Genomic DNA, 24,852 nt, shown 5'->3' with positions numbered 1-24,852 from the left:
GAAGGACCATCTGATGCCGGGACGTCAGCGTCGTGACGGCGGTACCGGAAGCGGACCCGCCGGAAGTACCAGCAATGACCCCAACGCCAACAACGCGGGCGGCGACCGCCGCGGTGGCGGCGGCAACCGTGACCGTCGCGACAACCAGCGCGGTGGCGGCCGGGAAGACAAGAACCAGCTCGAGCGCGTCGTAGCCATCAACCGCGTCTCCAAGGTGGTCAAGGGTGGACGTCGGTTCTCCTTCACCGCTCTGGTGGTCGTCGGTGACGGCAACGGCCTGGTCGGTGTCGGTTACGGCAAGGCCAAGGAAGTTCCCGCGGCGATCCAGAAGGGTGTCGAAGAGGCTCGTAAGAACTTCTTCCGCGTCCCGATGATCGGCGCGACCATCACCCACCCGGTTCAGGGTGAGGCTGCGGCCGGAGTCGTGATGCTCCGTCCGGCCAGCCCCGGTACCGGTGTGATCGCCGGTGGCGCGGTGCGTGCCGTGCTCGAGTGCGCGGGTGTCCACGACATCCTCGGCAAGAGCCTGGGCAGCGACAACGCCATCAACGTCGTGCACGCAACCGTGGCAGCGCTCAAGCTGCTGCAGCGTCCCGAAGAGGTGGCTGCACGTCGTGGCCTGCCGATCGAAGACGTCGCACCGGCCGGTATGTTGCGAGCCCGAGCAGGACAGGGAGCGTAGTGAAATGGCAGAACTGAAGATCACCCAGGTGAAGAGCACCATCGGTTCCAAGCGCAACCAGCGTGACAGCCTGCGGACCCTCGGACTCCGGGGCATCCGCAAGACCGTCACCCGCGAGGACAATGCCCAGAACCGCGGCCTGATCAATGCGGTCCGGCACCTCGTGACCGTCGAAGAGGTTTAGTTCCATGACAATCAAACTGCATCATCTGCGGCCCGCCCCCGGGTCGAAGACAGAGAAGACCCGCCTGGGTCGCGGTGAGGGTTCCAAGGGTAAGACCTCGGGACGTGGCACCAAGGGCACCAAGGCACGCAAGAACGTGCCTGCCCGCTTCGAGGGCGGGCAGATGCCCATCCACATGCGGCTGCCCAAGCTCAAGGGTTTCAAGAACCGCAACCGGGTCGAGTACCAGGTTGTCAACATCGGTGACATCGCCCGGCTGTTCCCCGAAGGGGGCACCGTGGGTGTCGACGAGTTGGTCGCCAAGGGTGCTGTTCGCAAGAACGAGCTGGTGAAGGTTCTCGGCGAGGGCGAATTGTCGGTGGCCGTGCAGGTCTCCGCCAACAAGTTCTCGTCGTCCGCGAGCGAGAAGATCGCTGCCGCGGGCGGGTCCACGACTGTCCTGTAGGGCAGACGTCGATCACCCACCACCCAGGACTCGCTACAGTGGCGGGCGGTGCGTTTGCAACTGCGCGCGCCGCTCGCCACTTCAGTGGTCGCACGCCGGATCCCCGGCGCGTGACTGTTAGAGTCCAAGAGTTGTTTGTAGCCCGGTGCAACGCTGCTGCCGGAGCGACATTGCCCAGGAGGAGTTAGTGCGTTCCGCCGTCATATCGGCCTTCAGGACACCCGACCTGAGGCGGAAGATTCTCTTCGTACTGGGAATCATCATTCTTTATCGTCTCGGCGCGACCATTCCGTCGCCCGGCGTGGACTACAAGCAGGTTCAGCAGTGTCTGGACGCGGCGTCTCAGGGCGACTCGGCCGGCATCTACTCCCTGATCAACATGTTCTCCGGTGGAGCCCTGCTCCAGCTGTCGGTGTTCGCCATCGGCATCATGCCGTTCATCACCGCCAGCATCATCGTTCAGCTGTTGACCGTGGTGATCCCACGTTTCGAGCAGTTGCGTAAAGAGGGCCAGTCCGGCCAGGCGAAGATGACGCAGTACACGCGGTATCTGACGCTCGCCCTGGCCCTGTTGCAGTCCACCGGCATCGTCGCTCTCGCCGACCGTGGCGATCTGCTCCCCGAGTGTGAGAACGGTGATCAGATCCTTCGGGATCAATCGATCTTCGGGCTGTTCATCATCGTCCTCGTGATGACTGCGGGCGCGCTCGTGGTGATGTGGTTCGGCGAATTGATCACCGAGCGTGGCATCGGCAACGGCATGTCGCTGATGATCTTCGCCGGTATCGCCGCCCGCATCCCGTCCGAGGGCAAGACCATCCTCGACACCCGTGGTGGCCTGGTCTTCTTCCTGGTGTTGCTGGCCGCACTGGCCATCGTCGCCGGCGTCGTGTTCATCGAACAGGGGCAGCGCCGTATCCCGGTGCAATATGCCAAGCGGATGGTCGGCCGCAAGATGTACGGCGGTTCGTCCACCTACCTCCCGTTGAAGGTGAACCAGGCCGGCGTCATCCCCGTCATCTTCGCGTCGTCCTTGCTGTACCTGCCGAACCTGATCCTCCAGCTGACGCAGAGTTCCACCGAGGAACCCTCGTGGTGGCAGCGTCAGATCCAGACGTATCTCGTGGACCCGAGCAATCCGGTCTACATCCTCGTCTACTTCTTGATGATCATCTTCTTCACGTACTTCTATGTGGCGATCACGTTCAACCCACAAGAGCGTGCGGACGAGATGAAGAAGTACGGCGGCTTCATCCCGGGCATCCGCCCGGGTCAGCCGACGGCGGACTACCTCGGCTACGTGTTGAGCCGAATCACTCTGCCCGGCTCCATCTATCTCGGCACCATCGCCGTGTTGCCCAACCTCTTCCTGGAGATCGGCAATTCGGGATCGGTGCAGAACATCCCGTTTGGCGGCACCGCGGTGCTGATCATGGTCGGCGTCGGGTTGGACACCGTCAAACAGGTCAATTCGCAGCTCATGCAGCGCAAGTATGAAGGGTTTCTCAAGTGAGACTGGTGATTCTCGGCCCGCCCGGCGCCGGCAAGGGTACGCAGGCAGAACTCATCTCGGAAAGCCTGGGAATCCCGCACATCTCCACCGGAGACCTGTTCCGCGCCAACATCTCGCAGGGCACCCCGATCGGGCTCGAAGCGAAGAAGTATCTTGATGCCGGCAATCTGGTGCCGTCGGAGATCACGATCGACATGGTTCGCGCTCGCGTTGCCGAGCCGGATGCCGCCAAAGGTTTCATCCTCGACGGTTTCCCCCGTTCGACCGACCAGGCCGATGCGCTCACACACATCCTCGATGAGCTCGACACCAAGCTCGATGCGGTGCTGTCGTTCGGCGTCGACGAAGATGTTGTGGTCAAGCGGATGCTGGCTCGCGGACGTGCGGACGACACCGAAGAAGTGATCCGCAACCGTATGCAGGTCTACCTCACGGAGACGGCGCCGTTGCTCGAGTACTACGCCGACACGGTCAAGACCATCGACGCCATGGGCGACGTCAACGAGGTACACCAGCGCGTGTTGCGGGCCATCGGCGCCTGAGCATCTGAGAGTTGTAGGTTCTGATGGGGTTTCGTAAACCCAAGCCCGTTCCGTTCCGTTCGGCGGGCGAGGTGGATGCGATGGCCGCTGCCGGTGAGGTTGTCGGCCGTGCGCTGGTCGCCGTTCGCGAAGCCGCCAAGGCAGGTGTCTCCACCCTGGAACTGGACGAGGTCGCCGAGACGGTGATCCGCGAGGCCGGGGCTGTCCCATCGTTCCTCGGATACCACGGGTTCACCGGCTCCATCTGTTCGTCGGTCAACGACGTTGTGGTGCACGGCATCCCGTCCAAGGACGTGGTGCTCGCCGAGCATGACCTGGTGTCCATCGACTGTGGTGCGATTCTCGACGGCTGGCACGGTGACTCCGCGTGGACCTTCGGGGTCGGTGACCTGTCGGCGGCAGATCAGGACCTCAACGATGCGACCCGCCTGGCCATGGAGGCCGGTATCGCCGCGATGGTCGACGGCGGCCGGCTCACCGACATCTCGCATGCGATCGAGACGGCCACGCGTGCTGCGGAGAAGACCTACGGCCGGACCTTCGGCATCGTGGACGGATACGGCGGTCACGGCATCGGTCGCGAGATGCATCTGGACCCGTTCCTGCCGAATGAGGGCAAGGCGGGCCGGGGCCCGCAGCTGGTGATCGGATCCACGCTGGCGATCGAACCCATGCTCACCCTCGGCACGGTGGAGACCACCGTGCTCGACGACGGTTGGACCGTCATCACCAACGACGGCACCCGTGCCTCGCATTGGGAGCACACCGTTGTGGTCACCTCCGACGGTCCTCGCATCCTCACCGTCCGCCCGTAATCCCATAGTGGTGGGTTCGGGTGGGTAAACCTGCAGGTCAGGTTCACCGGAACCCACCAAAATCGGGTCTCAGACCTCCAACATGATGGACACCGGGCCGTCGTTGACCAGGCTGACCTTCATGTGCGCCCCGAACCGGCCGGTCGCCACCTCGGCACCCGACGACCGCAGCGCTGCGACCACCTCGGCCACGAGTGGCTCTGCCACCGAACCCGGCGCTGCCGCATTCCACGACGGCCGACGTCCCTTGGCGGTGTTGGCGTACAGGGTGAACTGACTGATCACGAGAATCGGTGCGCCGAGGTCGGCAGCTGACTTCTCTCCGTCGAGAATCCGGAGCCGCCAGATCTTGTCGGCGAGGGTCCTGGCGTCGTCGGCGCCATCGGTGTGCGTCACCCCGATGAGCGCGACGAGGCCATGGCGACCGTCGCCGGGTTCGATCCGGCCGACCACCTCACCTTCGACTTCGACCGACGCTTCAGTGACCCTCTGCAGAAGTGCTCTCACCCGGCCAACTTAGCGGGTACCCGGACCTACTCGCCGGAGGCGACCATGTCTGATGACGCGCTCAGCCGGTCGCGGACGGAGTCGGACGTGCGGTCGAGGGCGGCAACCTGGATCGGCACGCCGGTCATGTTGGCCATCCCTGCCAGGCGCTCGAGATCCTCGGGGTCCGAGGAGATGAGCTTGTTGACGTTGACCCCGCCAGTGCCGAGGTCGTTGCTCGCGGCGTCGTTCGCTCTGGTCCACCCGCCGTTCCCGTTGTGGCCCCAGCCGTGTGGGATGGCGACGACGCCCTGTTTGATGTCGTCCGTCAGCGTCACCGGAAGCGCGATCTGACCGTGCCGCGAGGCGACACTGATCAGCTCGCCCTCCGCGATTCCTCGGTCGGCGGCATCGGTGGGGTGCATGCGGGCCGCATGAGTCCTGCCGCCGCGCAACAACATCGGGGCGTTGTGCTGCCAGCTGTTCTCCGAACGGATCTCGCGCATGCCGATGAGCCGTAAAGGGTAGCCGGGGTCGGTATCACGCTCGAGGCGGTCGATCTCGGCGAGCAACTCGGGCGCGTCCAGCCGGATCTTGCGCGCTCGATGGGTGACGATCTTGCGCAGCTGGCCGGGCTCGAGATTGTCCGCGACTATTTTGCCGTGCGGGAACTTGTTGATCAGCTTCTCGAAGGTGAGGCCCCCGCGACGAAGACCGAAACGGTCACCGCCCATCCCGATGCGCACCACCAGATCGGAGAGCGTCGTCGGAGTCCACGGCTTGCCGACCAGATCGGCGAACTTGTTGAACAGGTGCAGCCCGCCCAACAGCGGTGCCTGTTTGGCAAGCGACGCGACGAGCTCGTTGATGATCTCCCATTCTTCGCGCGCTTCCCCGCGAGGCGGGATGACGGCTTCGGTGGCCTGTTTGAACGGCGTGGTGAACAGGGCCTGGAAGGGGAGGAGGAAGTCGGACCGCTCGTACATCGTGGTGGTGGGCAGGATGTAGTCGGCGTGAGCGTTGGTCTCGTTCTGATAGAAGTCGAGGGACACCATCAACTCCAGGTCGCCGAGCGCCTTGGAGAGTTCGTCGCCGTTGGGCACCGACAGAACCGGATTGCCGGCGCTCACGAACAGGGCCTTGAGTTGTCCTTTGCCCGGGGTGAGCATCTCCTTGGCCATCACCGACGCCGGAGCGGTGCCCAGAACCTGCGGCAGATCGCCGACCCTGCTGCGCCGTCCGTTCCACGCGAACCGCGAGACATGTTGCAGCGCTGCCACTCCCAGGCGTTGTCCGGCGATGCCCAGATCGCCGAACATGGATCCGCCGGCGACGTCGAGGTTGCCGGCGACGAGGTTGACGATGTCGAGCAACGCGGTGGTGAGGGTGCCCGCGCGACCCAGCGACGTCCCGATCCGGCCATAGATCGCGGCGCGGTCGGTGACCACCAGGGTGCGGGCCAAATCGCGCACGGTCTGGGGATCGATGCCCGTGCGATCGGCGGTCATCTCGGGAGCGAAACCGGCGGCCAGCTCTTTGATCGACTCGAGACCGGTGGATTGCTCGGCCAGCTGATCCTCGTCGGCGAGCATCTCGGCGAACATGACGTGCAGGAGCGACAGGAGCAGCAGCGCGTCGGTATCCGGGACGATCGGCTGCCATTCGAACTCGCGGGCGGTCTCGGTGCGGCGAGGGTCGATCACCAGTACGCGTCCACCGCGGTTCGTGATGGCCTGCAGGCTTTCCCGGATACGCGGTGAACTCATCACACTGCCGTGGGAGACAACGGGATTGGCGCCGATGATCACCAGGAATTGCACCCGGTTGATGTCGGGAATGGGTGCTGCAACCGGGGTGCCGTAGAGGAAGTGACTCGCCACGAATCGGTTGTTGACGTCTTGTGACCCGGCCGAGTAGACGTGCGGTGTGCCCAGCAGCGTCGTGAAGTTGGCCACCCAGAGTGTGTGGCCGGTGGAGAATGTTGCCGGATTGCCGAAATACCATCCGATGCTGCCGGCACCGTCACGGCGGTGGATCGCGCCGAGGCGAGAGGTGATGTCGGACATCGCGGTGTCCCAGGAAACCTCTTCGAACTCGCCGAACTCGTTCTTGCGCAAGGGGTGCAGAACGCGGTCGGGATCGTTGACGATCTCCGTGAAGGCTATGCCCTTGGGGCAGGCGAAGCCTTTGGACAACGGGTTCTGCTTGTCCGGCCGCAGCGAGAGCAGCTTCCCGTCCTCGACGGTGGCGATCATCCCGCAGAGCGGTTCGCAGATCCGGCAATAGGTGGTTTTCTCTTCTTTCACGCGCTGCCTCCTTGTGACCCCGTTCACATCTGACAACGAGTGTTTCACGATTGCGGGGCGTGCGCCAGCGGTGTCAGATGTCGATGGGCTGATCGCTCGGTGTCGCGCCCACGGTGGAGGCGCGGGCGACCAGCTCCGGCTGGAACAGGATGTGCTCGGGACCGGCGCCCGGAGCCCTGTCCGTCTCGGCGAGCAGCAGGTCCACGGCGTGGGTCCCGAGCTGGCCACTGGGCTGACGGATCGAGGAGAGAGGAACGACGGCGGACTGTGCGAAGTCGATGTCGTCGTACCCGATCAACGCGATGTCGCCGGGAACCGACACATCTCCGAGCATCGTCAGTGCTTGCAGTACGCCGATGGCCAACAGGTCGTTGGCGCAGAAGATGGCATCGGGACGGTCGGCCGTCGGTCGCGAGCGGATGCTCTCGCCGGCAGCGCGGCCCGCGAGCACACTCAAGGCGCCCGTGGTGATGGCCTCGAGCTGGGCGCCCTGGACCTCGTCGACTGCCTCGCGTGCACCGCGTAACCGGTCGGCGACCTGATGAAGTCCGGCCGGTCCGCCGATGAAGGCGATGCGCCGGCGACCGATGGCGCAGAGATGTTCGCAGGCGAGTCTTCCCCCGGCGACATCGTCGACTGCCACCGACGAAAACGGGCTCCCCTCGCCGCGACGGTCCACCAGGACCACCGGGGTCCCGCGTCGGTGGAGCTCGGCGAGACGGCTCAGGTCGTCTCCGACGGGTGAGACCAGGACGCCGTAAACGCGTTGTTCGTCAAAGGTTTCGACGTATGCGCGTTCTCGTGCCGGGTCATCGTCGGAGGTCCCGAGGAGTACGGTGAGCCGGTTCTCGGCGGCCCTGCGTTCGGCTGCCCGCGCCAGGTCGGTGAAGAACGGGTTACCGACGTCGAGGACGATCAGCCCGACACACCGGGACCGGCCCGCCTTGAGCTGACGGGCCGCGTCGTTGCGGACGAATCCGAGGTCGGCGATGGCTCGATGGACCCGTTCGACGGTGGTCGGGGCAACCTTCTCCGGTGCGTTGAGGACGTTGGAGACCGTCCCTACGGAAACCTCTGCCGCAGCGGCGACGTCGCGAACGCTCACCGCCATCGCTGCACGCTCCTCTCGACGCCACCCAGGGGACCGCAGACCGGGTGATCGGTCGAACGGGTATCTGTCCGAAAGGCTATCGGGTCGTCTCCGGCGACGGGGCGTGTGCGGGCATCGGGGCGAGCCGTACGAGTTGGGTGACGTGCCCGGGATTGAGCTCTTCGAGACAGGTGACACCGAGCAGTCGCATGGTGCGTTCGATCTGTTCGGAGAGGATGTCGACGGCGCGGTTGACGCCTGCCTCGCCGCCCGCCATCAAGCCGTACAGGTAAGCCCGGCCGATGAGGGTGAACCGGGCGCCGAGCGCAACTGCCGCCACGATGTCCGCGCCCGACATGATGCCGGTGTCGAGGATGATCTCGGTGTCGCGGCCCACCTCGGCTGCGACGTGGGGCAACAGGTGGAACGGGATGGGGGCCCGATCGAGTTGCCTGCCGCCGTGATTGGACAGCACCAGCCCGTCCACCCCCAGCTCGACGACGGCCTTGGCGTCGGCCACCGTCTGGATGCCTTTGACCACCAGCTTGCCGGGCCACTGGGCGCGGATCCAGGCCAGATCGTCGAAGGTGACCGTGGGGTCGAACATCGTGTCCAGCAGTTCCGCGACCGTCCCCGACCATCGGTCCAGGGACGCGAAGGCCAGCGGTTCGGTGGTCAGGAAGTCGATCCACCATTGGGGGCGGGGCAGTGCGTTGATGACGGTGCCCGGTGTCAGGGCCGGCGGTATCGACATCCCGTTGCGCTTGTCACGCAGTCGGGCCCCGGCGACCGGTACGTCCACCGTCACCAGCAGGGTGTCGTACCCGGCCTTGGCTGCGCGGTCGACAAGCGCCATCGAGCGCTCGCGTTCCTTCCACATGTACAGCTGAAACCAGTTGCGGCCGAGCGGGTTCGCGGCCTTCACATCCTCGATGGATGCAGTCCCCATCGTGGACAGCGAGAACGGGATGCCTGCGCGGGCGGCGGCGTGGGCGCCGGCGATCTCGCCTTCGGTCTGCATCATCCGGGTGAAGCCGGTGGGTGCGATACCGAACGGCAACTGCACCGGGCCACCCAGCACGTCCCAGCCGGTGGAGACCTTGGACACGTCTCGCAGAATCGCCGGATGGAACTCGATATCGGCGAAGGCCTGACGGGCGCGGGCAATCGACAGCTCCGCCTCGGCCGACCCGTCCGTGTAGTCGAACGCCGCGCGCGGGGTCCGGCGTTTGGCGATGGCGCGCAGGTCCTCGATGGTCAGCGCGGCCTCGAGACGTCGCTTCTTGCCGTTGAACTCCGGCTTCTTGAACTGCATCAAGGGGGCGAGGTCGTGGGGCTTGGGAATCTGCCGCTTCATCGTCATGCCTTTCTCAGAGCCGCTGGTCGCGGATCATACTGCTGTGGGGGGAACGCCGCCGCGACCATCGCGCGAGCAGCGACGAGATCGGCGCTGATCAGTTGTTGTGTGCGAGCCGAGATCAGTACGTTGCCGACGGCGGTGGCCTCCACCGGACCGGCGAGCACCGGCAGGCCGAGCCGGTCGGCGGTCAGCTGGCACAGCAGGCGGTTCTGGGCTCCACCGCCGACCATGTGCACGGTGCGTACCTCGGTTGCCGAGAGCTGCGCGGCCTGTTGCACGCGTTCGGCAAAAGCGGCGGCCAGACTCTCCAAAATGGAGCGGACCATCTCGGCATGCCCGTTCGGGGCCGGTAGGCCCCGCTGGGTGTACCAGCTCGAGATGCGCGAAGGCATGTCGCCAGGGGTCAGGAACTCTTCGGCGTCGGTGTCGAAGACCTGGGCCGGAGGTTGGGCGAAGGTGGCCCCGTCGATCAGGTCGGGGAGGTCGATCACGGTGCCCTCGCGTTCCCATTGCCGTACCGATTCGCTGAGCAACCACAAACCCATGACGTTGCGCAGGAAGCGGATACGGCCGTCGGCACCGACCTCGTTGGTGAAGTTCGCCGAGCGGGCGGCCTGATCCACCACCCGGTGCGCCAGTTCTACACCGACCAGGCACCACGTGCCGCAGGAGATGTAGGCGGCATTGTCGGGGTTCATCGGTACAGCGGCGACGGCCGATGCGGTGTCGTGGGATGCGACCGCGTTCACTGTCACACCCCCTGGCAGACCCAGACCCGAACCGACCGACGGCAACACCTGCCCGAGTTCACAACCGGGCTCGATCAGCGGACCGAACAGGTCTGTCGGGAAGCCCAGGGTCGACATCAGGTCGTCGTCCCAGTGCCCGTGGATGTCGAGCAGTCCGGTTGTCGAGGCGTTTGTGCGCTCGGTGCGCATCTGACCGGTCAGCCAGTATCCGATGAGGTCGGGGATGAGCAGTGCGTGGTCGGCCAACTCCAGGGTGCCGCACGCCTTCTCCGCGGCCAGCTGGTACACGGTGTTGAACGGCAGGAACTGAAGGCCGTTGCGCGAGTAGAGGATCTCCGGCGACACGGCGTTGTGCACGATCTCCGTGCCAGCGGAGGATCGGTCGTCGCGGTAGTGGTAGGGCAGACCGAGCAGGCGTCCATCGCGGAGCAATCCGTAGTCCACCGCCCACGAGTCGATCCCGATACCCGTCAGATCGGGCGCCCGCCTCGCGGCCAGTGCCAGCCCCTCTCGGATGTGCGCAAAGAGCCCGGGCACATCCCAGTGCAGGCCCGTCCGGGTCCCGTCCCAGATCGGTAGGGGCCCGTTGGCGAAGCGGGTGAGTTGCTCGATGCGCAGCTGTCCGCCACCGACCTCGGCGAGCATGACCCGGCCGCTGGTGGCGCCGAGATCCACCGCCACCAGCTGCCGTGTCGGCCCTGACCTCGTCATCGCAGGAAGGCCGCCGCCACACCGGCGTCGACCGGCACGTGCAGGCCGGTCGTGTGCGACATGTCGGCGCTGCACAGGACAAACGCCGCGTTGGCGATGTTCTCCGGCAGCACTTCACGTTTGAGCAGGGTGCGCTGCGCGTAGAACTCACCGAGCTCTTCCTCCGGCACTCCGTACACCGCAGCACGTTTGGCACCCCATCCGCCGGCGAAGATCCCCGAGCCGCGGACAACGCCATCGGGGTTGATGCCGTTCACCTTCACGCCGTGTTCGCCGAGCTCTGCCGCGAGCAGGCGAACCTGATGTGCCTGGTCGGCCTTGGTCGCCGAGTAGGCGATGTTGTTCGGGCCGGCGAACACCGAGTTCTTCGACGAGATGTAGAGGATGTCGCCGCCCATCTGCTGCTCGATGAGGGCCTTGGCGGCCGCCTTCGACACCAGGAAGGAGCCACGGGCCATCACGTTGTGCTGCAGGTCCCAGTCTGCGGCAGTGGTGTCCAGCAACGACTTCGACAGTGAGAGGCCGGCATTGTTCACCACCAGGTCGATACCGCCGAAGGCCAGCACACACGCGTCGACCGCTGCTTGCACCTGCTCTTCGTCGGTGACGTCGGCACGGATACCGATTGCCACGTCGGACGAACCGATCTCCTCGGCGGCTGCCTGTGCCTTGTCGGCGTCGAGATCGGCGATCACCACGCAGGCACCCTCGGCGGCCAGACGCTGCGCGATGGCCTTGCCGATACCCGAAGCTGCCCCGGTGACAAGCGCGATGCGCGTCGCCAGTGGCTTCGGTTTCGGCATCCGGGCCAGTTTGGCCTCTTCCAGCGCCCAGTATTCGATCCGGAACTTCTCGGCCTCGTCGATCGGGCTGTAGTGCGAGATGGCCTCGGCGCCGCGCATCACGTTGATGGCGTTGAGGTAGAACTCACCGGCCACCCGTGCGGTCTGTTTGTCCTTTCCGTAGCTGAACATTCCGACCCCGGGGATCAACACGATCGCCGGATCGGCACCGCGCATGGCGGGGGAGTCGGGTGTGGCGTGCCGCTCGTAGTAGGCCGTGTAGTCCTTGCGGTACGCGGCGTGGAGCTCCTTCAGCCGGGTGATGCAGTCGTCCACGGATGCGTCGGCAGGAAGATCGAGCACCATCGGCTTCACCTTGGTGCGCAGGAAGTGATCGGGGCAGGAGGTGCCGAGGGCTGCCAGCTGTGGATGCTCTGCAGCAGAAAGGAATTCGAGGACGGGATAGGTGTCCGTGAAGTGACCGACCTGAGGATTGTCGGTGCTCACCAGACCGCGCAGTGTCGGCGCCAGTGCCGCCGCCTTGGCCCGCCTCTCGTCGTCGGGCAGCGGCCCGAACCCACGCAGCGCCGGGCCGAAGGGCTGCGGTCGCCCGTTGCGGGCGATGTACTCTTCGGCCGCCCTGATGATGTCCAGTGCGTTCGCCTCGGCCTCCTCGGACGTCTCGCCCCACGCTGTGATGCCGTGTCCACCGAGGATGGTGCCGATGGCCTGCGGATTGCGGCGTTTGTGTTCGGCGATGTCGAGACCGAGCTGAAAACCCGGTCGCTGCCACGGGATCCAGATCACCCGGTCGCCGTAGATCTGCTTGGTGATGGCCTCACCGTCTGCAGCGGTGGCGATGGCGATCCCGGAGTCGGGATGCAGGTGGTCGACATGGGCGGCGTCGACGAGACCGTGCATGGCGGTGTCGATCGACGGCGCCGCGCCACCGCGCCCGTGCAGCGTGTAGTCGAACGCCGCGACCATCTCGTCTTCGCGCTCGACACCGGGGTACACGTCGACCAAGGACCGGAGTCGATCCAGGCGCAGAACGGCCAGGCCCTTCTCGGTCAGGGTGCCGAGGTCGCCGCCGGATCCCTTGACCCACATCAAGTCGACGTCGGCGCCGGTGACAGGGTCGATGTCGGTGCCCTTGGCAGAGGTGTTGCCGCCGGCGTAGTTGGTGTTCTTGGGGTCGGAACCGAGTCGGTTCGACCGCTCGATCAGCGCGCTGACGGTGGGGTTGGTACTCGGGAGTGCCTGGGTTGTGGCTGCTTTGTCGGTCATTCGAATTCCCTTCGGTGAGCTCATGCGTTCCAGGACGACTGGGTGCCCGAGGCCCGCTCGGTCGCCATCCGTTCTCGGTAGCCCGACGCCGCGAAAGCGGCCATCGGATCGGCGGGCAGTCCACGTTCGGTGCGCCACTGGGCCAGCATCGGCCTCACGTCCGTGTAGAACGCATCCATCACGATTCCGTTGGCACCCAACACATCTCCCGCTTCTTGTGCGGTGGCCAGTGCGTCGGTGTCGACGAGCAGAGCGCGTGCTGTCATCTCCTGCACATTGAGTACGGAGCGGATCTGCCCGGGGATCTTCTCTTCGACGTTGTGGCATTGATCGAGCATGAGGGCCACCGGGGAGTCGGCGTCGAGACCGCCGCCGCGGATCACCTCGCACATGATGCGGAACAACTGGAACGGGTCAGCAGCCCCGACGATCAGGTCGTCGTCTGCGTAGAAACGCGAGTTGAAATCGAACGACCCGAGCTTTGCCAGGCGCAGCAACTGGGCCACGATGAACTCGATGTTGGTGCCGGGGGCGTGATGCCCGGTGTCGAGGCAGACCATCGCTCGCTCGCCGAGAGCACTGACCTGCGTGTAGGAGGTACCCCAGTCCGGCACGTCGGTCATGTACATCGCCGGCTCGAAGAACTTGTATTCGAGCACGAGTCGCTGATCTTCTCCGATGTGCTGGTAGATGGTTGCCAGCGATTCGGCGAGGCGATCCTGCCGGCCCCGGATGTCGCCCTGGCCGGGGTAGTTGGTGCCGTCGGCAAGCCAGATCTTGAGGTCCCGCGACCCGGTCTGGTTCATCACCTCGATGCATCGCAGGTGGTGGTCGATTGCCTTCTGGCGCACGGTCTTGTCGATGTGGGTGAGGCTGCCGAACTTGTAGTCGTCGTCCTGGAAGGTGTTGGAGTTGATGGTGCCGAGCCGCACGCCGTGGTCGGCGGCGTACCGTCCCAACGCCGAGAAGTCGTCGGTCATGTCCCAGGGGATGTGCAGCGCAACCGAAGGTGCCAACCCGGTGAGGCGGTTGACGACGGCGGCGTCGGCGATCTTCTCCTCGACGGTGCGAGGCGTGCCCGGCGTACCGAAGACCTTGAAGCGGGTCCCGGAGTTCCCGAATGCCCAGGACGGCAACTCGATTGCGAGGTTCTCCAGGAGGGACCCGGGTGCGTTCACAGCTGTCATCGGTGTGGAGTCCTTGTGGTCGTCGGGTGGTTGAAACGTTTCAATACTGGCATGTCGAGGTGATGTCATCGCTACAGACCCCCACCCGTGGGCACCGAGGCGGGCGCCGGTCGGTCAGCGGGCTCGGACGGGACGGCATGATCCGCAGCCACGTTCGATGCGGTCGCCAGTTCCGGACTGAGGGGTTCGCCGTAACGCTCGATCTCGATCTGCTGCAGTGTCTTGCCGCGGGTGTTCGGGGCGGCGATCGCACCGATGATGAGGGCGACGGTCAGCAGGGTCACGAGCAACAGGCCAACCCAGGCCAGTCCGACGGCAGCGAGCAGGGTGGGGAAGAAGTAACTCAGTGCCCCGGTCGCCGTGCGGACCACGAAGAACATGAAGCCTTGTGCACTCGCGCGATACGGGGTGGCGAACAACTCGCTGGCCCAGAGGCTGTAGAAGGCCTGCGCGCCGATACCGCTCGAGATGCCCCAGCAGATCGCGAAGATGAGCAACGTGGGCAGACCGCCGTCGGTGAACAACACCAGTACGCCCCATCCGATGATGCCGGGGACGGCGCCGACCACATACAGCGTGCGCTGCGAGACGCGGTCGCCGTAACGCATGAACCCGAAATAGGTTGCCAGAACGGTCATTCCCCACACCAGGACCTGCAGCAGGTTCTGCTGCACCTCGCTGTCGAGGCCTGCGGTCTCGTACACCCGGGGCATGAAGATGCCCGCCTGGCCCGCCACGGTGTTCCAGAACCCGTAGATGCCGATCAGGACGAGCAGTGCGGTGATGTTCTTCTTGCGCGAGAACAGTCCGCGCAGACCGTTGCCACCGCTGACGCGCTGTGCCTGGTCTGTGGTGGTGTCATGGCCCTCTTCGGTCCAGATCTTCGATTCGACGAGGCCCTGCCGGATCCACCAGACGATGGCCGCGACCACAAACAGATGCAGGAAGATCAACCGCGAACCCAGCAACTCCAGCGGCGCCAGTGCGGCGGCCAGGGCGAAGCCGATCAGTGGCCCGACGGACCACGCCAACTGTGCTGTTCCCACATGGCGGGCTCGCGCATTGGAGGGTGCCTGTTCGGCGATGTACGTCCACGATGCCGGGACTCCCGCACCGACCGCCAGGCCGGTCACGACGAATGCCAGTAGCAGCATGGTGAAGTTCATCGCGAACGCGGCGATGAGCACGCCGACCATGTACAGCAGCAGGTCGTAGGTGTAGATCGCCTTGCGGCCGTACCGGTCACACAGTGGCCCACCGATTGCTGCGCCGACGGCCGCACCAAAGGCGTTGGCGCTGAGCGCGGCGAGAAGGCCGACCGCGAAGTTGCTGATCCCGAACTCGTCTTGCCAGAATCCGAGGCTCGTGGCGATCGCGATGATCGAGCCGGCCTCGATGTAGTTGGACATGGCCACGGAGATGGTTGCTTTCCATCCCGTGGTCTTCTTGGCCCCCAATTTCATGGGTACTCCTTGTGGGGTGAGTCTTGTGCAGGGTAATTGGTTGATGCGATCTGGCGGATGCCGATGAGACGCAGCCGCGACGGGATGGGCAGGGGATCTCCCCTCAGTCGAGGTGGAAGTAGTCGGTGAGTCGTTCGAGCGTCTGATCCGGTCCGCGACCGGCGGGGTCGGTGAAGTACTCGGCCATCGAGGACTGCCAGCGGGCGTTGACATCAGTCGCGTCCATCTCGGCCACCGCACGGTCGAAGTCGTCGGTCTCGAGGTAGCCGACGACCAGTCCGTCGCGGCGTCGCAGGAAAAGCGAGTAGTTGTGCCAGCCGGCGGCGCGCAGGGCATCGAGCATCTCGGGCCAGACGTTCTCGTGCGCCGCGAGGTAGTCGTCCACGCGTTCGGGTCGCAGGTTCATGGTGAAACACACTCGCCGGCGTGCCGGTGGTTCATCTCCTGCCCGGGAGTCCGTGAGATGAGTGGTCGGGGTGGGAGCCATCGTGGGTCCTTGAGCTGATCGGGCATCCGGTCGGGGAGCCGGCGGATGAGACGGGGATGAACGTCTTTGAAACGTTTCAAATCGATGTGATTGGAGTCACCGTAAACTGATGGGAGATGGTCGTCAAGAGGTGACTTCGTGAGCCTTCGGAAGCCGGGCGACTGCCCTTGTGGGCAAAAAGCGACGCGACGAGGTGCCGAAAACGCCCGGTCGGCGAGGATCTGAGTGGCCCGAACTGGGCGTATTTGTCCTGAGCTGCGCGAACGCGTAATGTAGATCAACGGTGCGCCCGCGCGCCGGGTTGTTTTTGTGCCCAGATCCGCAGAGCTCGTTCGAGTCCCCTGCCAACTGAGACTCGAAAGCCCGGGACAAGTGCGTGCCAAGAAGGTAACCGAACAGAACTGTTCAGGTGTGGTCAACACACCAGAATCGTGGAGGCTATGGCCAAAGAAGGCGCGATCGAGGTCGAGGGCCGTGTTGTCGAACCCTTGCCCAATGCGATGTTCCGCATTGAGCTGGAGAACGGCCACAAGGTGCTTGCCCATATCAGCGGCAAGATGCGGCAGCACTACATCCGCATCCTGCCCGAGGACCGCGTGGTCGTGGAGCTCTCGCCTTATGACCTGACCCGCGGCCGCATCGTTTACCGCTACAAGTAATCGACCGGTACCTCGGCCCGCTGATGCGGGCGAGAGGGCCAGTGCAACATGCCCGGTACCGCCGGGTGTGAACACCAACGACAGGCGTGGCCCCAGGGCCACGCCGCAGGCTTTGAAGGAGATCACTGACGTGAAGGTTCAGCCGAGCGTCAAGCCGATCTGCGAAAAGTGCAAAGTGATCCGGCGTAACGGCCGAGTCATGGTGATCTGCGAAAACCTGCGCCACAAGCAGCGCCAGGGCTGATCAGCACTTGTAGGAGATCGCTTGTGAGAGCGACACAACTCAATACAGGCACGACAGAAGACCTTCCAGCACCAGCGGCCATAAACGGATGACCGCCTACCCCCGGCACGGAGGCCGGGGCCCCTCGCAGAGTAGGGGACGGACTGGGAGCAGACCTCCGAGAACCAAAGGAAACGCCACATGGCACGTGTTGCTGGTGTTGATCTTCCGCGCGAGAAGCGCCTGGAGATCGCACTGACCTACATCTACGGAGTTGGCCGCACCACCTCCAAGGAAATCCTCGACGCCACCGGGCTCAGCCCGGATCTGCGCGCCAAGGACCTCACCGACGAAGACGTCTTGAAGCTTCGCGAGTACCTCGAAGCCTCGGTCAAGGTCGAAGGTGACCTGCGCCGCGAGGTCCAGGCCGATATCCGTCGCAAGATCGAGATCGGTTGCTACCAGGGCCTGCGCCACCGTCGTGGCCTGCCCGTCCGCGGACAGCGCACCAAGACCAACGCTCGGACCCGCAAGGGCCCGAAGAAGACCATCGCCGGGAAGAAGAAGTAATCCATGCCTCCTAAGTCACGTAGCGCTGGCCCGAAGAAGGGCACTCGCCGTCGCGAGAAGAAGAACGTCCCGCACGGCAGCGCGCACATCAAGAGCACGTTCAACAACACCATCGTCTCGATCACCGACCCCGCCGGGAACGTCATCGCATGGGCATCCTCGGGCCACGTCGGCTTCAAGGGCTCACGTAAGAGCACCCCGTTCGCCGCGCAGCTCGCTGCCGAGAACGCTGCCCGCAAGGCGCAGGAGCACGGCGTCAAGAAGGTCGACGTGTTCGTCAAGGGACCGGGCTCCGGTCGTGAGACCGCGATCCGCTCACTGCAGGCCGCCGGCCTCGAGGTCGGCACTATTTCCGATGTCACCCCGCAGCCGCACAACGGTTGCCGCCCGCCCAAGCGGCGCCGGGTCTAACGGGAAAGAGAGAACTAGAAAATGGCTCGTTATACCGGACCCGTCACCCGTAAATCACGTCGCCTCCGCGTCGACCTCGTCGGCGGAGACCAGGCGTTCGAACGTCGCCCTTACCCGCCCGGCCAGCACGGCCGCGCGCGGATCAAGGAGAGCGAATACCTGCTGCAGCTCCAGGAGAAGCAGAAGGCCCGCTTCACCTATGGAGTGATGGAGAAGCAGTTCCGTCGCTACTACGAAGAGGCCAACCGTCGCAACGGCAAGACCGGCGACGAGTTGCTGAAGATGCTGGAGACCCGTCTCGACAACGTGGTGTACCGCGCAGGCCTGGCCCGCACGCGTCGCCAGTCGCGTCAGATGGTCAGCCACGGCCACTTCACCGTCAACGGTGTGAAGGTCGATGTGCCCAGCTACCGCGTCTCTCGCTTCGACATCATCGATGTCCGCCCGAAGTCGCTGCAGACCACCCCGTTCCAGATCGCCCGGGAAATCCAGGCCGATCGCAAGGCGCCGGGCTGGCTGCAGGTTGTCCCTGACACGCTGCGCATCCTGGTGCACTCGGAGCCTGAGCGCGCACAGATCGATGTGCCGCTCACCGAGCAGCTCATCGTCGAGTTCTACTCGAAGTAACCGCCGTTCGTCGCTGGGCAGGGTTCGCCCTGCCCAGCGTCCGGTCGGCCCCTGGCAACAGACACAAGGGTCTGCTGTCGCAGTCGAGCGTCATATAGCGGACGTTCACACAGGAGGAAAAATCTATGCTCATTTCACAGCGACCCACACTCTCCGAAGAGGTCATCTCCGGCGATCGCTCGAAGTTCGTCATCGAGCCGCTCGAGCCGGGTTTCGGGTACACGCTCGGCAACTCGCTTCGCCGCACTCTGCTCTCGTCGATCCCCGGCGCTGCTGTCACCAGCATCCGTATCGACGGTGTGCTGCATGAGTTCACCACCGTTCCCGGGGTCAAGGAAGATGTCACCGACATCATCCTGAACCTCAAGGGCCTGGTCGTGAGCTCCGAAGAGGACGAGCCGGTCACCATGTACGTGCGCAAGCAGGGCCCGGGTGCAGTCACCGGTGCCGACATCGTGCCTCCGGCCGGTGTCACCGTGCACAATCCCGATCTGCACATCGCCACCCTGAACGACAAGGGCAAGCTGGAGATCGAGCTCGTGGTCGAGCGCGGTCGCGGTTACGTCCCGGCCGTGCAGAACAAGGCCTCGGGCGCCGAGATCGGCCGTATCCCGGTCGACTCGATCTACTCGCCGGTCCTCAAGGTCACCTACAAGGTGGAGGCCACCCGCGTCGAGCAGCGCACCGACTTCGACCGTCTGGTCCTGGACGTCGAGACCAAGAACTCGATCACCGCGCGGGATGCGCTGGCCTCGGCCGGCAAGACCCTCGTCGAGCTGTTCGGGCTCGCTCGTGAGCTGAACATCGAAGCAGAAGGTGTCGAGATCGGACCCTCGCCCGCCGAGGCCGATCACATCGCATCGTTCAGCCTGCCGATCGAGGATCTCGAGCTCACCGTCCGCTCGTACAACTGCCTCAAGCGCGAGGGAGTGCACACGGTCGGCGAACTGGTGGCCCGCACCGAGTCGGACCTTCTCGACATCCGCAACTTCGGCCAGAAGTCGATCGACGAGGTCAAGGTCAAGCTGCACGCACTCGGCCTGGCACTCAAGGACAGCCCGGCCAGCTTCGATCCGTCCCAGGTGGCCGGATACGACGTGGCCACCGGCACGTGGTCAGATGACGCCGCTTTCTCCGATGCCGATGCCGGCGAGGATTTCGCGGAAACCGAACAGCTTTAATCGCAACCCAGCTCACGGCCGAGAGGCCGAGAGTTAACCCTAGGAGTTCGAAATGCCCAAGCCCACAAAGGGTACCCGCCTCGGTGGGTCGGCTTCGCACCAGAAAGCGATGCTGGCGAACCTGGCCACCTCGCTCTTCGAGCACGGCCGGATCACCACCACCGAAGCCAAGGCGAAGCGGCTGCGTCCGTACGCGGAGAAGCTGATCACGCACGCCAAGGCCGGCAACCTCGCCCACCGTCGTGAGGTCCTCAAGGACATTCGCAACAAGGACGTGGTGCACACCCTGTTCGCGGAGATCGGCCCGTTCTTCGCCGACCGCAACGGTGGCTACACCCGCATCATCAAGACCCTGCCGCGCAAGGGCGACAACGCCCCCATGGCAGTGATCGAGCTGGTTCGGGAGAAGACGGCTTCGTCGGAGGCCGATCGGGCCACCCGCGCTGCTGCCTCGAAGCAGAAGGCTTCCGAGCCCGTCGCCGAGGTTCCCGCCGAGGTGTCCGAAGGCGACAATGTCGTCGAGGCCACCCTGGATGAGGCCACCGACGCACAGGTCGAGAACGCCGACGCCGTCGCCGAGGGTTTCACCGAGGAGACGACCGCGGAGAGCGCCACCGAGATCGTCGACGAAGGCAAGGCCGAAGGCTCTGACGACAAGAAGTCGGACGCCTGAGCGAGAACATGTCTGACGAGCCCGTCACCGGAGTTTCCGGTGGCGGGCTTCGTCATTTCGTCTTGCCGGTGCGGCTGCGTATGCAGATCGGTTACGACGGAACAGATTTCGCCGGATGGGCCAGACAACCCGGACAGCGCACGGTGTGCGGGGTTCTGGAGCAGACACTGTCCACCATCGTCCGAGAGCCCGTCACCCTGACGGTCGCCGGACGCACCGATGCCGGCGTGCACGCCACCGGTCAGGTCGCCCACTTCGACGTGTCCGGCGAGGTGTTGCAGACCAGGTCGATCGCCGGTGAACCCGCGAACCTCGTTCGACGGCTGGCGAAGATGTTGCCGCCCGACGTCCGGGTGAAGGATGTCGAGACCGCACCTGCCGAGTTCGACGCCCGATTCTCGGCGCTGCGCCGGCATTACGAATACCGACTGGCCGATGATCCCTGGGGTGCCGAGCCGGTGGCTGCCCGCACCACGGCGGCATGGACACGGCCCCTCAACGTGGACAGGATGCAGCAGGCATCAGCAGAACTGGTGGGTCTGAACGATTTCGCCGCCTTCTGCCGCCGGCGTGATGGGGCGACCACCGTTCGTGACCTGCAGCAATTCGAATGGGTGCGTGACGACTATGGCGTGCTCGTGGCCCAGGTGAGTGCCGACGCCTTCTGCTGGTCGATGGTGCGCTCACTCGTGGGTGCGGTCGCCGTGGTGGGGGAGGGCCGACGGACACCCGAATGGTGCGCCGGACTCCTCCGACAACGGGTTCGCTCGAGTGAGGTGCCTGTTGCACCGGCGTGTGGCCTGAGTCTCGTCGGTGTGGACTACCCTCCCGATGAGCAAGTCGCCGAACGCAATTCCGTGACCCGTGAGGTCAGATCGGCGATCGATCCGGCCGGGTGCTGCGGCGACTGACCGCTTCCACGGGCCGCCCGTGCACCTCCAGGCCGCCCGATGCTCAGGGACGCAGCTTGAATCCCCGCGGGTCTCGCACCGCGCCGGTGAACATCATGATCGCATCGATGATCACCCAGATGCCAAGGCCGAACAGCACCAGCCAGCCGACCAGGACGAGGGTCAGCAGCCAACCGACGAACAGCGTGATGAGCTGAGTGACGGCGATAGCGTTCGAGCCGAGGTAAAAGCGGCCGGCGCCGAAGCCTCCCAGAAAAAGCTGCAGCAGGCCGGCCGTCGCTTTCGACTTGTCCGACAACGGTTCTCCGGTGAACGGGTCACGACCGAACGGCGCGCCCGGATCGCCGCCGAACCCGTGCCCGGGCCCGTACGGCTGGTTGTAGAACGGTTGCGGAGCGAACTGCGGCGCCGGAAACGGCTGCTGCTGATAGTGCGTCTGATCCCACGGCTGTGACGGGTTCGCCGGCCGCGTCGGACCGTATGGATCAGGAACGCCCGAATCGTCGTATGGCATGGGATAGTTCATTCTCGTACCTCGCTGGTCGACCGGATGGGTCAGGAGTTGTAAAAGGGTTCGCCCCGTCGCGATGCGGTGGTCGAGAAGTCCTCGGCGACCGTGGCCGCCAACTCGACAAAAGCCCTGCGGGTTGCCTTGCCGAGAAGGTCGAGGTCGACTTCCGCGCCCTCGGCGAGGTGGTCGTCGAACGGGATCTGCTGCACTGCGCGACAACGGGTGAGGAAGTGGGCGCTGAGCTGGCCGGTGTCGATGGTGGAGGCTCCTGGGCGCGACGAGCTGAGTACCACCACCGCGCCGGAGACCAGATGCCCGAAACCGTGCGCCTGCAACCAGTCCAGGGTGGCGCCCGCGCTGCGGGCACCGTCGATGGCGGGCGAGGTGACGAGGATGAGTGAATTGGCCATGTCGAGCACACCGTTCATCGCCGAGTGGCTCAACCCGGTGCCGCAGTCGGTGATGATGATGTTGTAGAACCGCTGCAGGACCGTCATCACGCCGCGGTAGTCGGTCTCGCTGAACGCCTCGGCAACCGCGGGATCACGTTCGGAAGCAAGAACTTCCAACCGGCTCGGGGCCTGGGAGGTATGGGCCCGCACATCGGAGTACCGGTAGATCGATTCATCGGAGAGCAGGTCGCGCACGGTGGACCGTGTCTGTTGCGGAATGCGCTGAGCAAGCGTGCCCAGGTCGGGGTTCGCGTCCACAGCGATCACGCGATCGCCGCGCAGGGAAGCGAAGGTTGATCCCAAACCGACTGTGGCGGTTGTCTTCCCGACGCCGCCCTTGAGGGAGAGGACCGCTATGCGGTAATCGCCGCGCACCGGCTGGTTCACCCGATCGAGGAGTTGCTTGTAGATCAGGTCATCCGGCGACTCGCCGGGGTTGATGGCGCCTGCAGACAACTTGTGTACGGTGCGTCGCCATCCACTGGCCGGGGCGCGCCGTGCCTTGCGGAGCAGCGCCACCTCGTCGAGGGTGGCCGGCCCCGACGCCGGGGGCTGGGGTGTGAACCCCGCCGGGCCGGGATAGCTATGTGGCGCATGGTGCTGGGGAGTCATGTGCTGGGCCGGGCCGGGGCCGGTCTGCGATGCCGGTTGCGGTGGCGAGATGTGGGGTGGCGGCATCGTCGAGAAGTGTTGAGACGGTGCGGGGCCCGGTCCGGTGACGAAGGGCGGGGTGGCGAAGTGCTGGGCGGGCTGCTGATCCGGGGTCGGATACTGGGGCGGACCGGGATGGTGCGGCGGGCCCGAATGTGGCGGGCCGGGGTGCGGTGCCGGGGCCGGCGAATTGCTCTGTGACATCAGAGGATCGAATGCCGTGGGCGCGGGTCCGTCATGCGCGGCGCTGAAGTGTTGCTGCGGAACTGCTGTCGGCACCACGTCCGGCGATGGACGGTTGTGCGGCGTGGGCGTTGGGTGTCCGTCCTGAGTCGATTGTTGTTCATCTGTCGGAGGTTCAGAGGCGCTCGCGGGAGCCTGTCCGTGCCTGCCCGGTACGTGGTCGCTCGACGGTTCCTGCAGACGGGCGTCGGGTGCGGGCGACGAATCATGCTGTGAGACAGCGGGATCGGTGCCACGGGGTGCGCCGAACGCGGCGACATCCACCTCTGCGGCGTCTTGCAGCCACGGCGGAGCTGCCGGCACGTCGGCATTGTCGAAACTCAAAGTACTGCCCCCTGTTGCGCGATCGAACCCCCGGACACAGTTCTTCGATCTCCCCGAACTGCCCCGCACCCCGGCGTGCTCACGGCGCCGGCGACATCGCCGGCCGTGTCTTGCACACCGCCTGCACGGACTATAGACCAACGGGCGGTTCACCGGATGTTCTGGACTGGCGTTGTCGGCGCTTGTGGGTACTATCTGCAACCACAGGGGAGAAGAAATCTAGGGGGGAACGTGGCTGCCGCGACTTCGCGCACCGGGAACATTGCCGTTTTGACCACCGATCAGGGCTTGCCCACATCGGTCAGGATCGAGCCCGCTGAGCTCCGGAAAGACCCGGGCCTGTTGGCCGCCGAGGTGCTCAGGCTGTGTCAGCAGGCCGCGATGAAAGCCGGTGTCGCGCGGCGTGACGAGCTGCGTGCCGGTGGGGTGAGCAACGAGATCATCGATGCGATGAACCTGCCGCGCCCCGACGACCTCGCCCGGGCCGAGTACGAGGACGACGCGGTCGCCGGTGCTCCCGGTAGCTGGATGAGGTCGGTATGAGTTCGGCCATGGACGAACTCGAGGCGCGGGCGCGGGCGCAGCTCGACGGACTCCGCGAGGTCAACGAGAAGCTCGCGGCCATCTCGGTACGGGAGACCTCACCCGATGATCGTGTCACCGCCGAGGTCGACGGGATCGGTGCGCTGACCGGCTTGTGGTTCAGCCCCACCGCACACGCCATCGGGGCGACAGAGCTCGGTGATCTCGTGGTCGCCACCGCGTCCACCGCTGCCGCTCACGCTTTTGCGCGGCGTGCTGCTGTGCTCGAGGACTTCAACGAGTCCTTCACCGAGCTCGTCGCCAGCCGGCCGGGCGGCGAGCGTCCCCGGTCGCCGATCGGAACCACACCGCATTCGTCGGCGTCCTAGTTCGCGACGTAGTCATCAGCATGACCGGCGTCGGCCGGTCCGCTTCTGCACGTACACGCTTCACCATTCACATCAACGGGGGTTCGATGTCCGAGATCACTGCTGTTCCTGCTGCCATCGAGGCGTTCGGTGACACGGCGGCACTCATGTCCGCTGCCGTCGCCAGCGCGGGATCCATCAACGCCGCGGCGAACATCGCTCAGATGGTGCCGGTCTTCGGGTTGATCGGCCAAGAGTTCCTCCTGGCGTTCGCCGGGGCCCAGGCCAGCCACCTGCTCGGGGTCGGTCAGCTCGCAGCGGTGCATGCGGGGACCGCAGCCGCTGCGCTGGCAACGGCATCGGAGTTCACGGACACCGATGATGGGGCCGGCCGAGAGTTCACAGCCATCCAGTCGGCTCTGTGAGAAAGCGCAACC

28 protein-coding genes are annotated in these 24,852 nt (G+C 65.2%); 17 read left to right on the top strand and 11 right to left on the bottom strand.

All coding sequences use genetic code 11. The annotated features are described in order from the left end of the window. Window positions 1–13: 13 nt before the first annotated feature. The 6 genes from rpsE to map all read left to right on the top strand — a co-directional run bounded on the left by rpsE (window position 14) and on the right by map (window position 4,181). Window positions 14–682, top strand: coding sequence for a 30S ribosomal protein S5 (gene rpsE / locus WIMU1_RS16460; protein ID WP_023955953.1), 669 nt, complete (start codon window positions 14–16; stop codon window positions 680–682). A 4-nt stretch (window positions 683–686) separates the two neighbouring features. Then, the gene (gene rpmD / locus WIMU1_RS16455) at window positions 687–866 is read left to right on the top strand and encodes a 50S ribosomal protein L30 (RefSeq protein ID WP_023955951.1); all 180 of its coding nucleotides are present in this window, start codon (window positions 687–689) and stop codon (window positions 864–866) included. Between the two features lie 4 nt (window positions 867–870). Further along, window positions 871–1,311 carry a 50S ribosomal protein L15 gene (gene rplO, locus WIMU1_RS16450; RefSeq protein WP_023955949.1) on the top strand — a complete coding sequence of 147 codons (441 nt, stop codon included), beginning with the start codon at window positions 871–873 and terminating at the stop codon, window positions 1,309–1,311. A gap of 187 nt (window positions 1,312–1,498) precedes the next feature. After that, window positions 1,499–2,824 (top strand): preprotein translocase subunit SecY, encoded by a 1,326-nt coding sequence (gene secY / locus WIMU1_RS16445; protein ID WP_023955947.1) that lies wholly within the window; start codon window positions 1,499–1,501, stop codon window positions 2,822–2,824. Then, window positions 2,821–3,366 carry an adenylate kinase gene (locus WIMU1_RS16440; protein WP_023955945.1) on the top strand — a complete coding sequence of 182 codons (546 nt, stop codon included), beginning with the start codon at window positions 2,821–2,823 and terminating at the stop codon, window positions 3,364–3,366. Before secY ends, WIMU1_RS16440 begins: the two co-directional genes overlap by 4 nt. A 23-nt stretch (window positions 3,367–3,389) precedes the next feature. Then, the gene (gene map / locus WIMU1_RS16435; protein ID WP_062798851.1) at window positions 3,390–4,181 is read left to right on the top strand and encodes a type I methionyl aminopeptidase; all 792 of its coding nucleotides are present in this window, start codon (window positions 3,390–3,392) and stop codon (window positions 4,179–4,181) included. 69 nt (window positions 4,182–4,250) lie between these two features. On the opposite strand, the gene dtd is transcribed toward map, so the two are convergent. The 9 genes from dtd to WIMU1_RS16390 all read right to left on the bottom strand — a co-directional run bounded on the left by dtd (window position 4,251) and on the right by WIMU1_RS16390 (window position 16,089). Then, window positions 4,251–4,688, bottom strand: coding sequence for a D-aminoacyl-tRNA deacylase (gene dtd, locus WIMU1_RS16430; RefSeq protein WP_062798850.1), 438 nt, complete (start codon window positions 4,686–4,688; stop codon window positions 4,251–4,253). A 26-nt stretch (window positions 4,689–4,714) separates the two neighbouring features. Beyond that, entirely contained in the window at window positions 4,715–6,973 is a 2,259-nt protein-coding gene (locus WIMU1_RS16425; protein WP_062798849.1) for a molybdopterin-dependent oxidoreductase, read from the bottom strand. A gap of 73 nt (window positions 6,974–7,046) precedes the next feature. Continuing rightward, complete coding sequence (locus tag WIMU1_RS16420; RefSeq protein ID WP_062798848.1) at window positions 7,047–8,084, bottom strand: LacI family DNA-binding transcriptional regulator; 1,038 nt, start codon at window positions 8,082–8,084, stop codon at window positions 7,047–7,049. 76 nt (window positions 8,085–8,160) lie between these two features. Next, window positions 8,161–9,420, bottom strand: coding sequence for an alpha-hydroxy acid oxidase (locus tag WIMU1_RS16415; protein ID WP_062798846.1), 1,260 nt, complete (start codon window positions 9,418–9,420; stop codon window positions 8,161–8,163). A 2-nt stretch (window positions 9,421–9,422) separates the two neighbouring features. After that, window positions 9,423–10,883, bottom strand: coding sequence for a rhamnulokinase (locus WIMU1_RS16410; protein ID WP_062798844.1), 1,461 nt, complete (start codon window positions 10,881–10,883; stop codon window positions 9,423–9,425). Next, window positions 10,880–12,952 (bottom strand): bifunctional rhamnulose-1-phosphate aldolase/short-chain dehydrogenase, encoded by a 2,073-nt coding sequence (locus tag WIMU1_RS16405; RefSeq protein WP_062798841.1) that lies wholly within the window; start codon window positions 12,950–12,952, stop codon window positions 10,880–10,882. Before WIMU1_RS16405 ends, WIMU1_RS16410 begins: the two co-directional genes overlap by 4 nt. Window positions 12,953–12,972: 20 nt before the next feature. Beyond that, the gene (gene rhaI / locus WIMU1_RS16400; RefSeq protein ID WP_062798840.1) at window positions 12,973–14,139 is read right to left on the bottom strand and encodes an L-rhamnose isomerase; all 1,167 of its coding nucleotides are present in this window, start codon (window positions 14,137–14,139) and stop codon (window positions 12,973–12,975) included. 71 nt (window positions 14,140–14,210) lie between these two features. After that, complete coding sequence (locus WIMU1_RS16395; RefSeq protein ID WP_062798838.1) at window positions 14,211–15,602, bottom strand: MFS transporter; 1,392 nt, start codon at window positions 15,600–15,602, stop codon at window positions 14,211–14,213. A 103-nt stretch (window positions 15,603–15,705) separates the two neighbouring features. Then, the gene (locus WIMU1_RS16390) at window positions 15,706–16,089 is read right to left on the bottom strand and encodes an L-rhamnose mutarotase (protein WP_084248324.1); all 384 of its coding nucleotides are present in this window, start codon (window positions 16,087–16,089) and stop codon (window positions 15,706–15,708) included. Window positions 16,090–16,529: 440 nt separating this feature from the next. On the opposite strand from WIMU1_RS16390, the gene infA reads away from it, so the two are divergent. The 8 genes from infA to truA all read left to right on the top strand — a co-directional run bounded on the left by infA (window position 16,530) and on the right by truA (window position 21,344). After that, window positions 16,530–16,748, top strand: coding sequence for a translation initiation factor IF-1 (gene infA, locus WIMU1_RS16385; protein ID WP_020109371.1), 219 nt, complete (start codon window positions 16,530–16,532; stop codon window positions 16,746–16,748). A gap of 130 nt (window positions 16,749–16,878) precedes the next feature. Beyond that, entirely contained in the window at window positions 16,879–16,992 is a 114-nt protein-coding gene (gene rpmJ / locus WIMU1_RS16380; protein WP_005207978.1) for a 50S ribosomal protein L36, read from the top strand. Between the two features lie 180 nt (window positions 16,993–17,172). Next, entirely contained in the window at window positions 17,173–17,541 is a 369-nt protein-coding gene (gene rpsM / locus WIMU1_RS16375; protein ID WP_023955920.1) for a 30S ribosomal protein S13, read from the top strand. 3 nt (window positions 17,542–17,544) lie between these two features. Then, complete coding sequence (gene rpsK / locus WIMU1_RS16370) at window positions 17,545–17,952, top strand: 30S ribosomal protein S11 (RefSeq protein WP_023955919.1); 408 nt, start codon at window positions 17,545–17,547, stop codon at window positions 17,950–17,952. Between the two features lie 21 nt (window positions 17,953–17,973). Next, entirely contained in the window at window positions 17,974–18,579 is a 606-nt protein-coding gene (gene rpsD, locus WIMU1_RS16365) for a 30S ribosomal protein S4 (protein ID WP_023955918.1), read from the top strand. Window positions 18,580–18,704: 125 nt separating this feature from the next. After that, window positions 18,705–19,760, top strand: a complete 1,056-nt coding sequence (locus WIMU1_RS16360; protein ID WP_030164647.1) for a DNA-directed RNA polymerase subunit alpha — start codon at window positions 18,705–18,707, stop codon at window positions 19,758–19,760. A 52-nt stretch (window positions 19,761–19,812) separates the two neighbouring features. Then, window positions 19,813–20,433: a 50S ribosomal protein L17 gene (gene rplQ, locus WIMU1_RS16355; protein ID WP_062798836.1), complete on the top strand. Its 621-nt coding sequence runs from the start codon at window positions 19,813–19,815 to the stop codon at window positions 20,431–20,433. A gap of 8 nt (window positions 20,434–20,441) precedes the next feature. Then, on the top strand, window positions 20,442–21,344 hold the full coding sequence (gene truA / locus WIMU1_RS16350; protein ID WP_062798834.1) for a tRNA pseudouridine(38-40) synthase TruA: 903 nt from the start codon (window positions 20,442–20,444) through the stop codon (window positions 21,342–21,344). A 43-nt stretch (window positions 21,345–21,387) separates the two neighbouring features. Here truA and WIMU1_RS16345 read toward each other — a convergent pair whose 3' ends face one another. Then, on the bottom strand, window positions 21,388–21,870 hold the full coding sequence (locus tag WIMU1_RS16345) for a TM2 domain-containing protein (protein ID WP_062798832.1): 483 nt from the start codon (window positions 21,868–21,870) through the stop codon (window positions 21,388–21,390). Window positions 21,871–21,899: 29 nt separating this feature from the next. Continuing rightward, on the bottom strand, window positions 21,900–23,504 hold the full coding sequence (locus WIMU1_RS16340; protein ID WP_245968952.1) for a MinD/ParA family ATP-binding protein: 1,605 nt from the start codon (window positions 23,502–23,504) through the stop codon (window positions 21,900–21,902). Between the two features lie 291 nt (window positions 23,505–23,795). On the opposite strand from WIMU1_RS16340, the gene WIMU1_RS16335 reads away from it, so the two are divergent. The 3 genes from WIMU1_RS16335 (at window position 23,796) to WIMU1_RS16325 (ending at window position 24,840) form a co-directional block, all read left to right on the top strand. After that, a complete protein-coding gene (locus tag WIMU1_RS16335; protein WP_197037636.1) occupies window positions 23,796–24,068 on the top strand; it encodes a hypothetical protein in 273 nt (90 codons plus the stop codon). Next, on the top strand, window positions 24,065–24,436 hold the full coding sequence (locus WIMU1_RS16330) for a YbaB/EbfC family nucleoid-associated protein (protein WP_174548750.1): 372 nt from the start codon (window positions 24,065–24,067) through the stop codon (window positions 24,434–24,436). The genes WIMU1_RS16335 and WIMU1_RS16330 overlap by 4 nt, the downstream gene beginning before the upstream one ends. 86 nt (window positions 24,437–24,522) lie before the next feature. Continuing rightward, the gene (locus WIMU1_RS16325; protein WP_023955911.1) at window positions 24,523–24,840 is read left to right on the top strand and encodes a type VII secretion target; all 318 of its coding nucleotides are present in this window, start codon (window positions 24,523–24,525) and stop codon (window positions 24,838–24,840) included. Window positions 24,841–24,852 lie beyond the last annotated feature (12 nt).

The organism is Williamsia muralis NBRC 105860, from assembly GCF_001598915.1.
Lineage (GTDB): Bacteria > Actinomycetota > Actinomycetes > Mycobacteriales > Mycobacteriaceae > Williamsia > Williamsia muralis.
The sequence above is the reverse complement of the archived record's forward strand: the minus strand, read 5'-3'. Positions and strand labels throughout refer to the sequence as shown.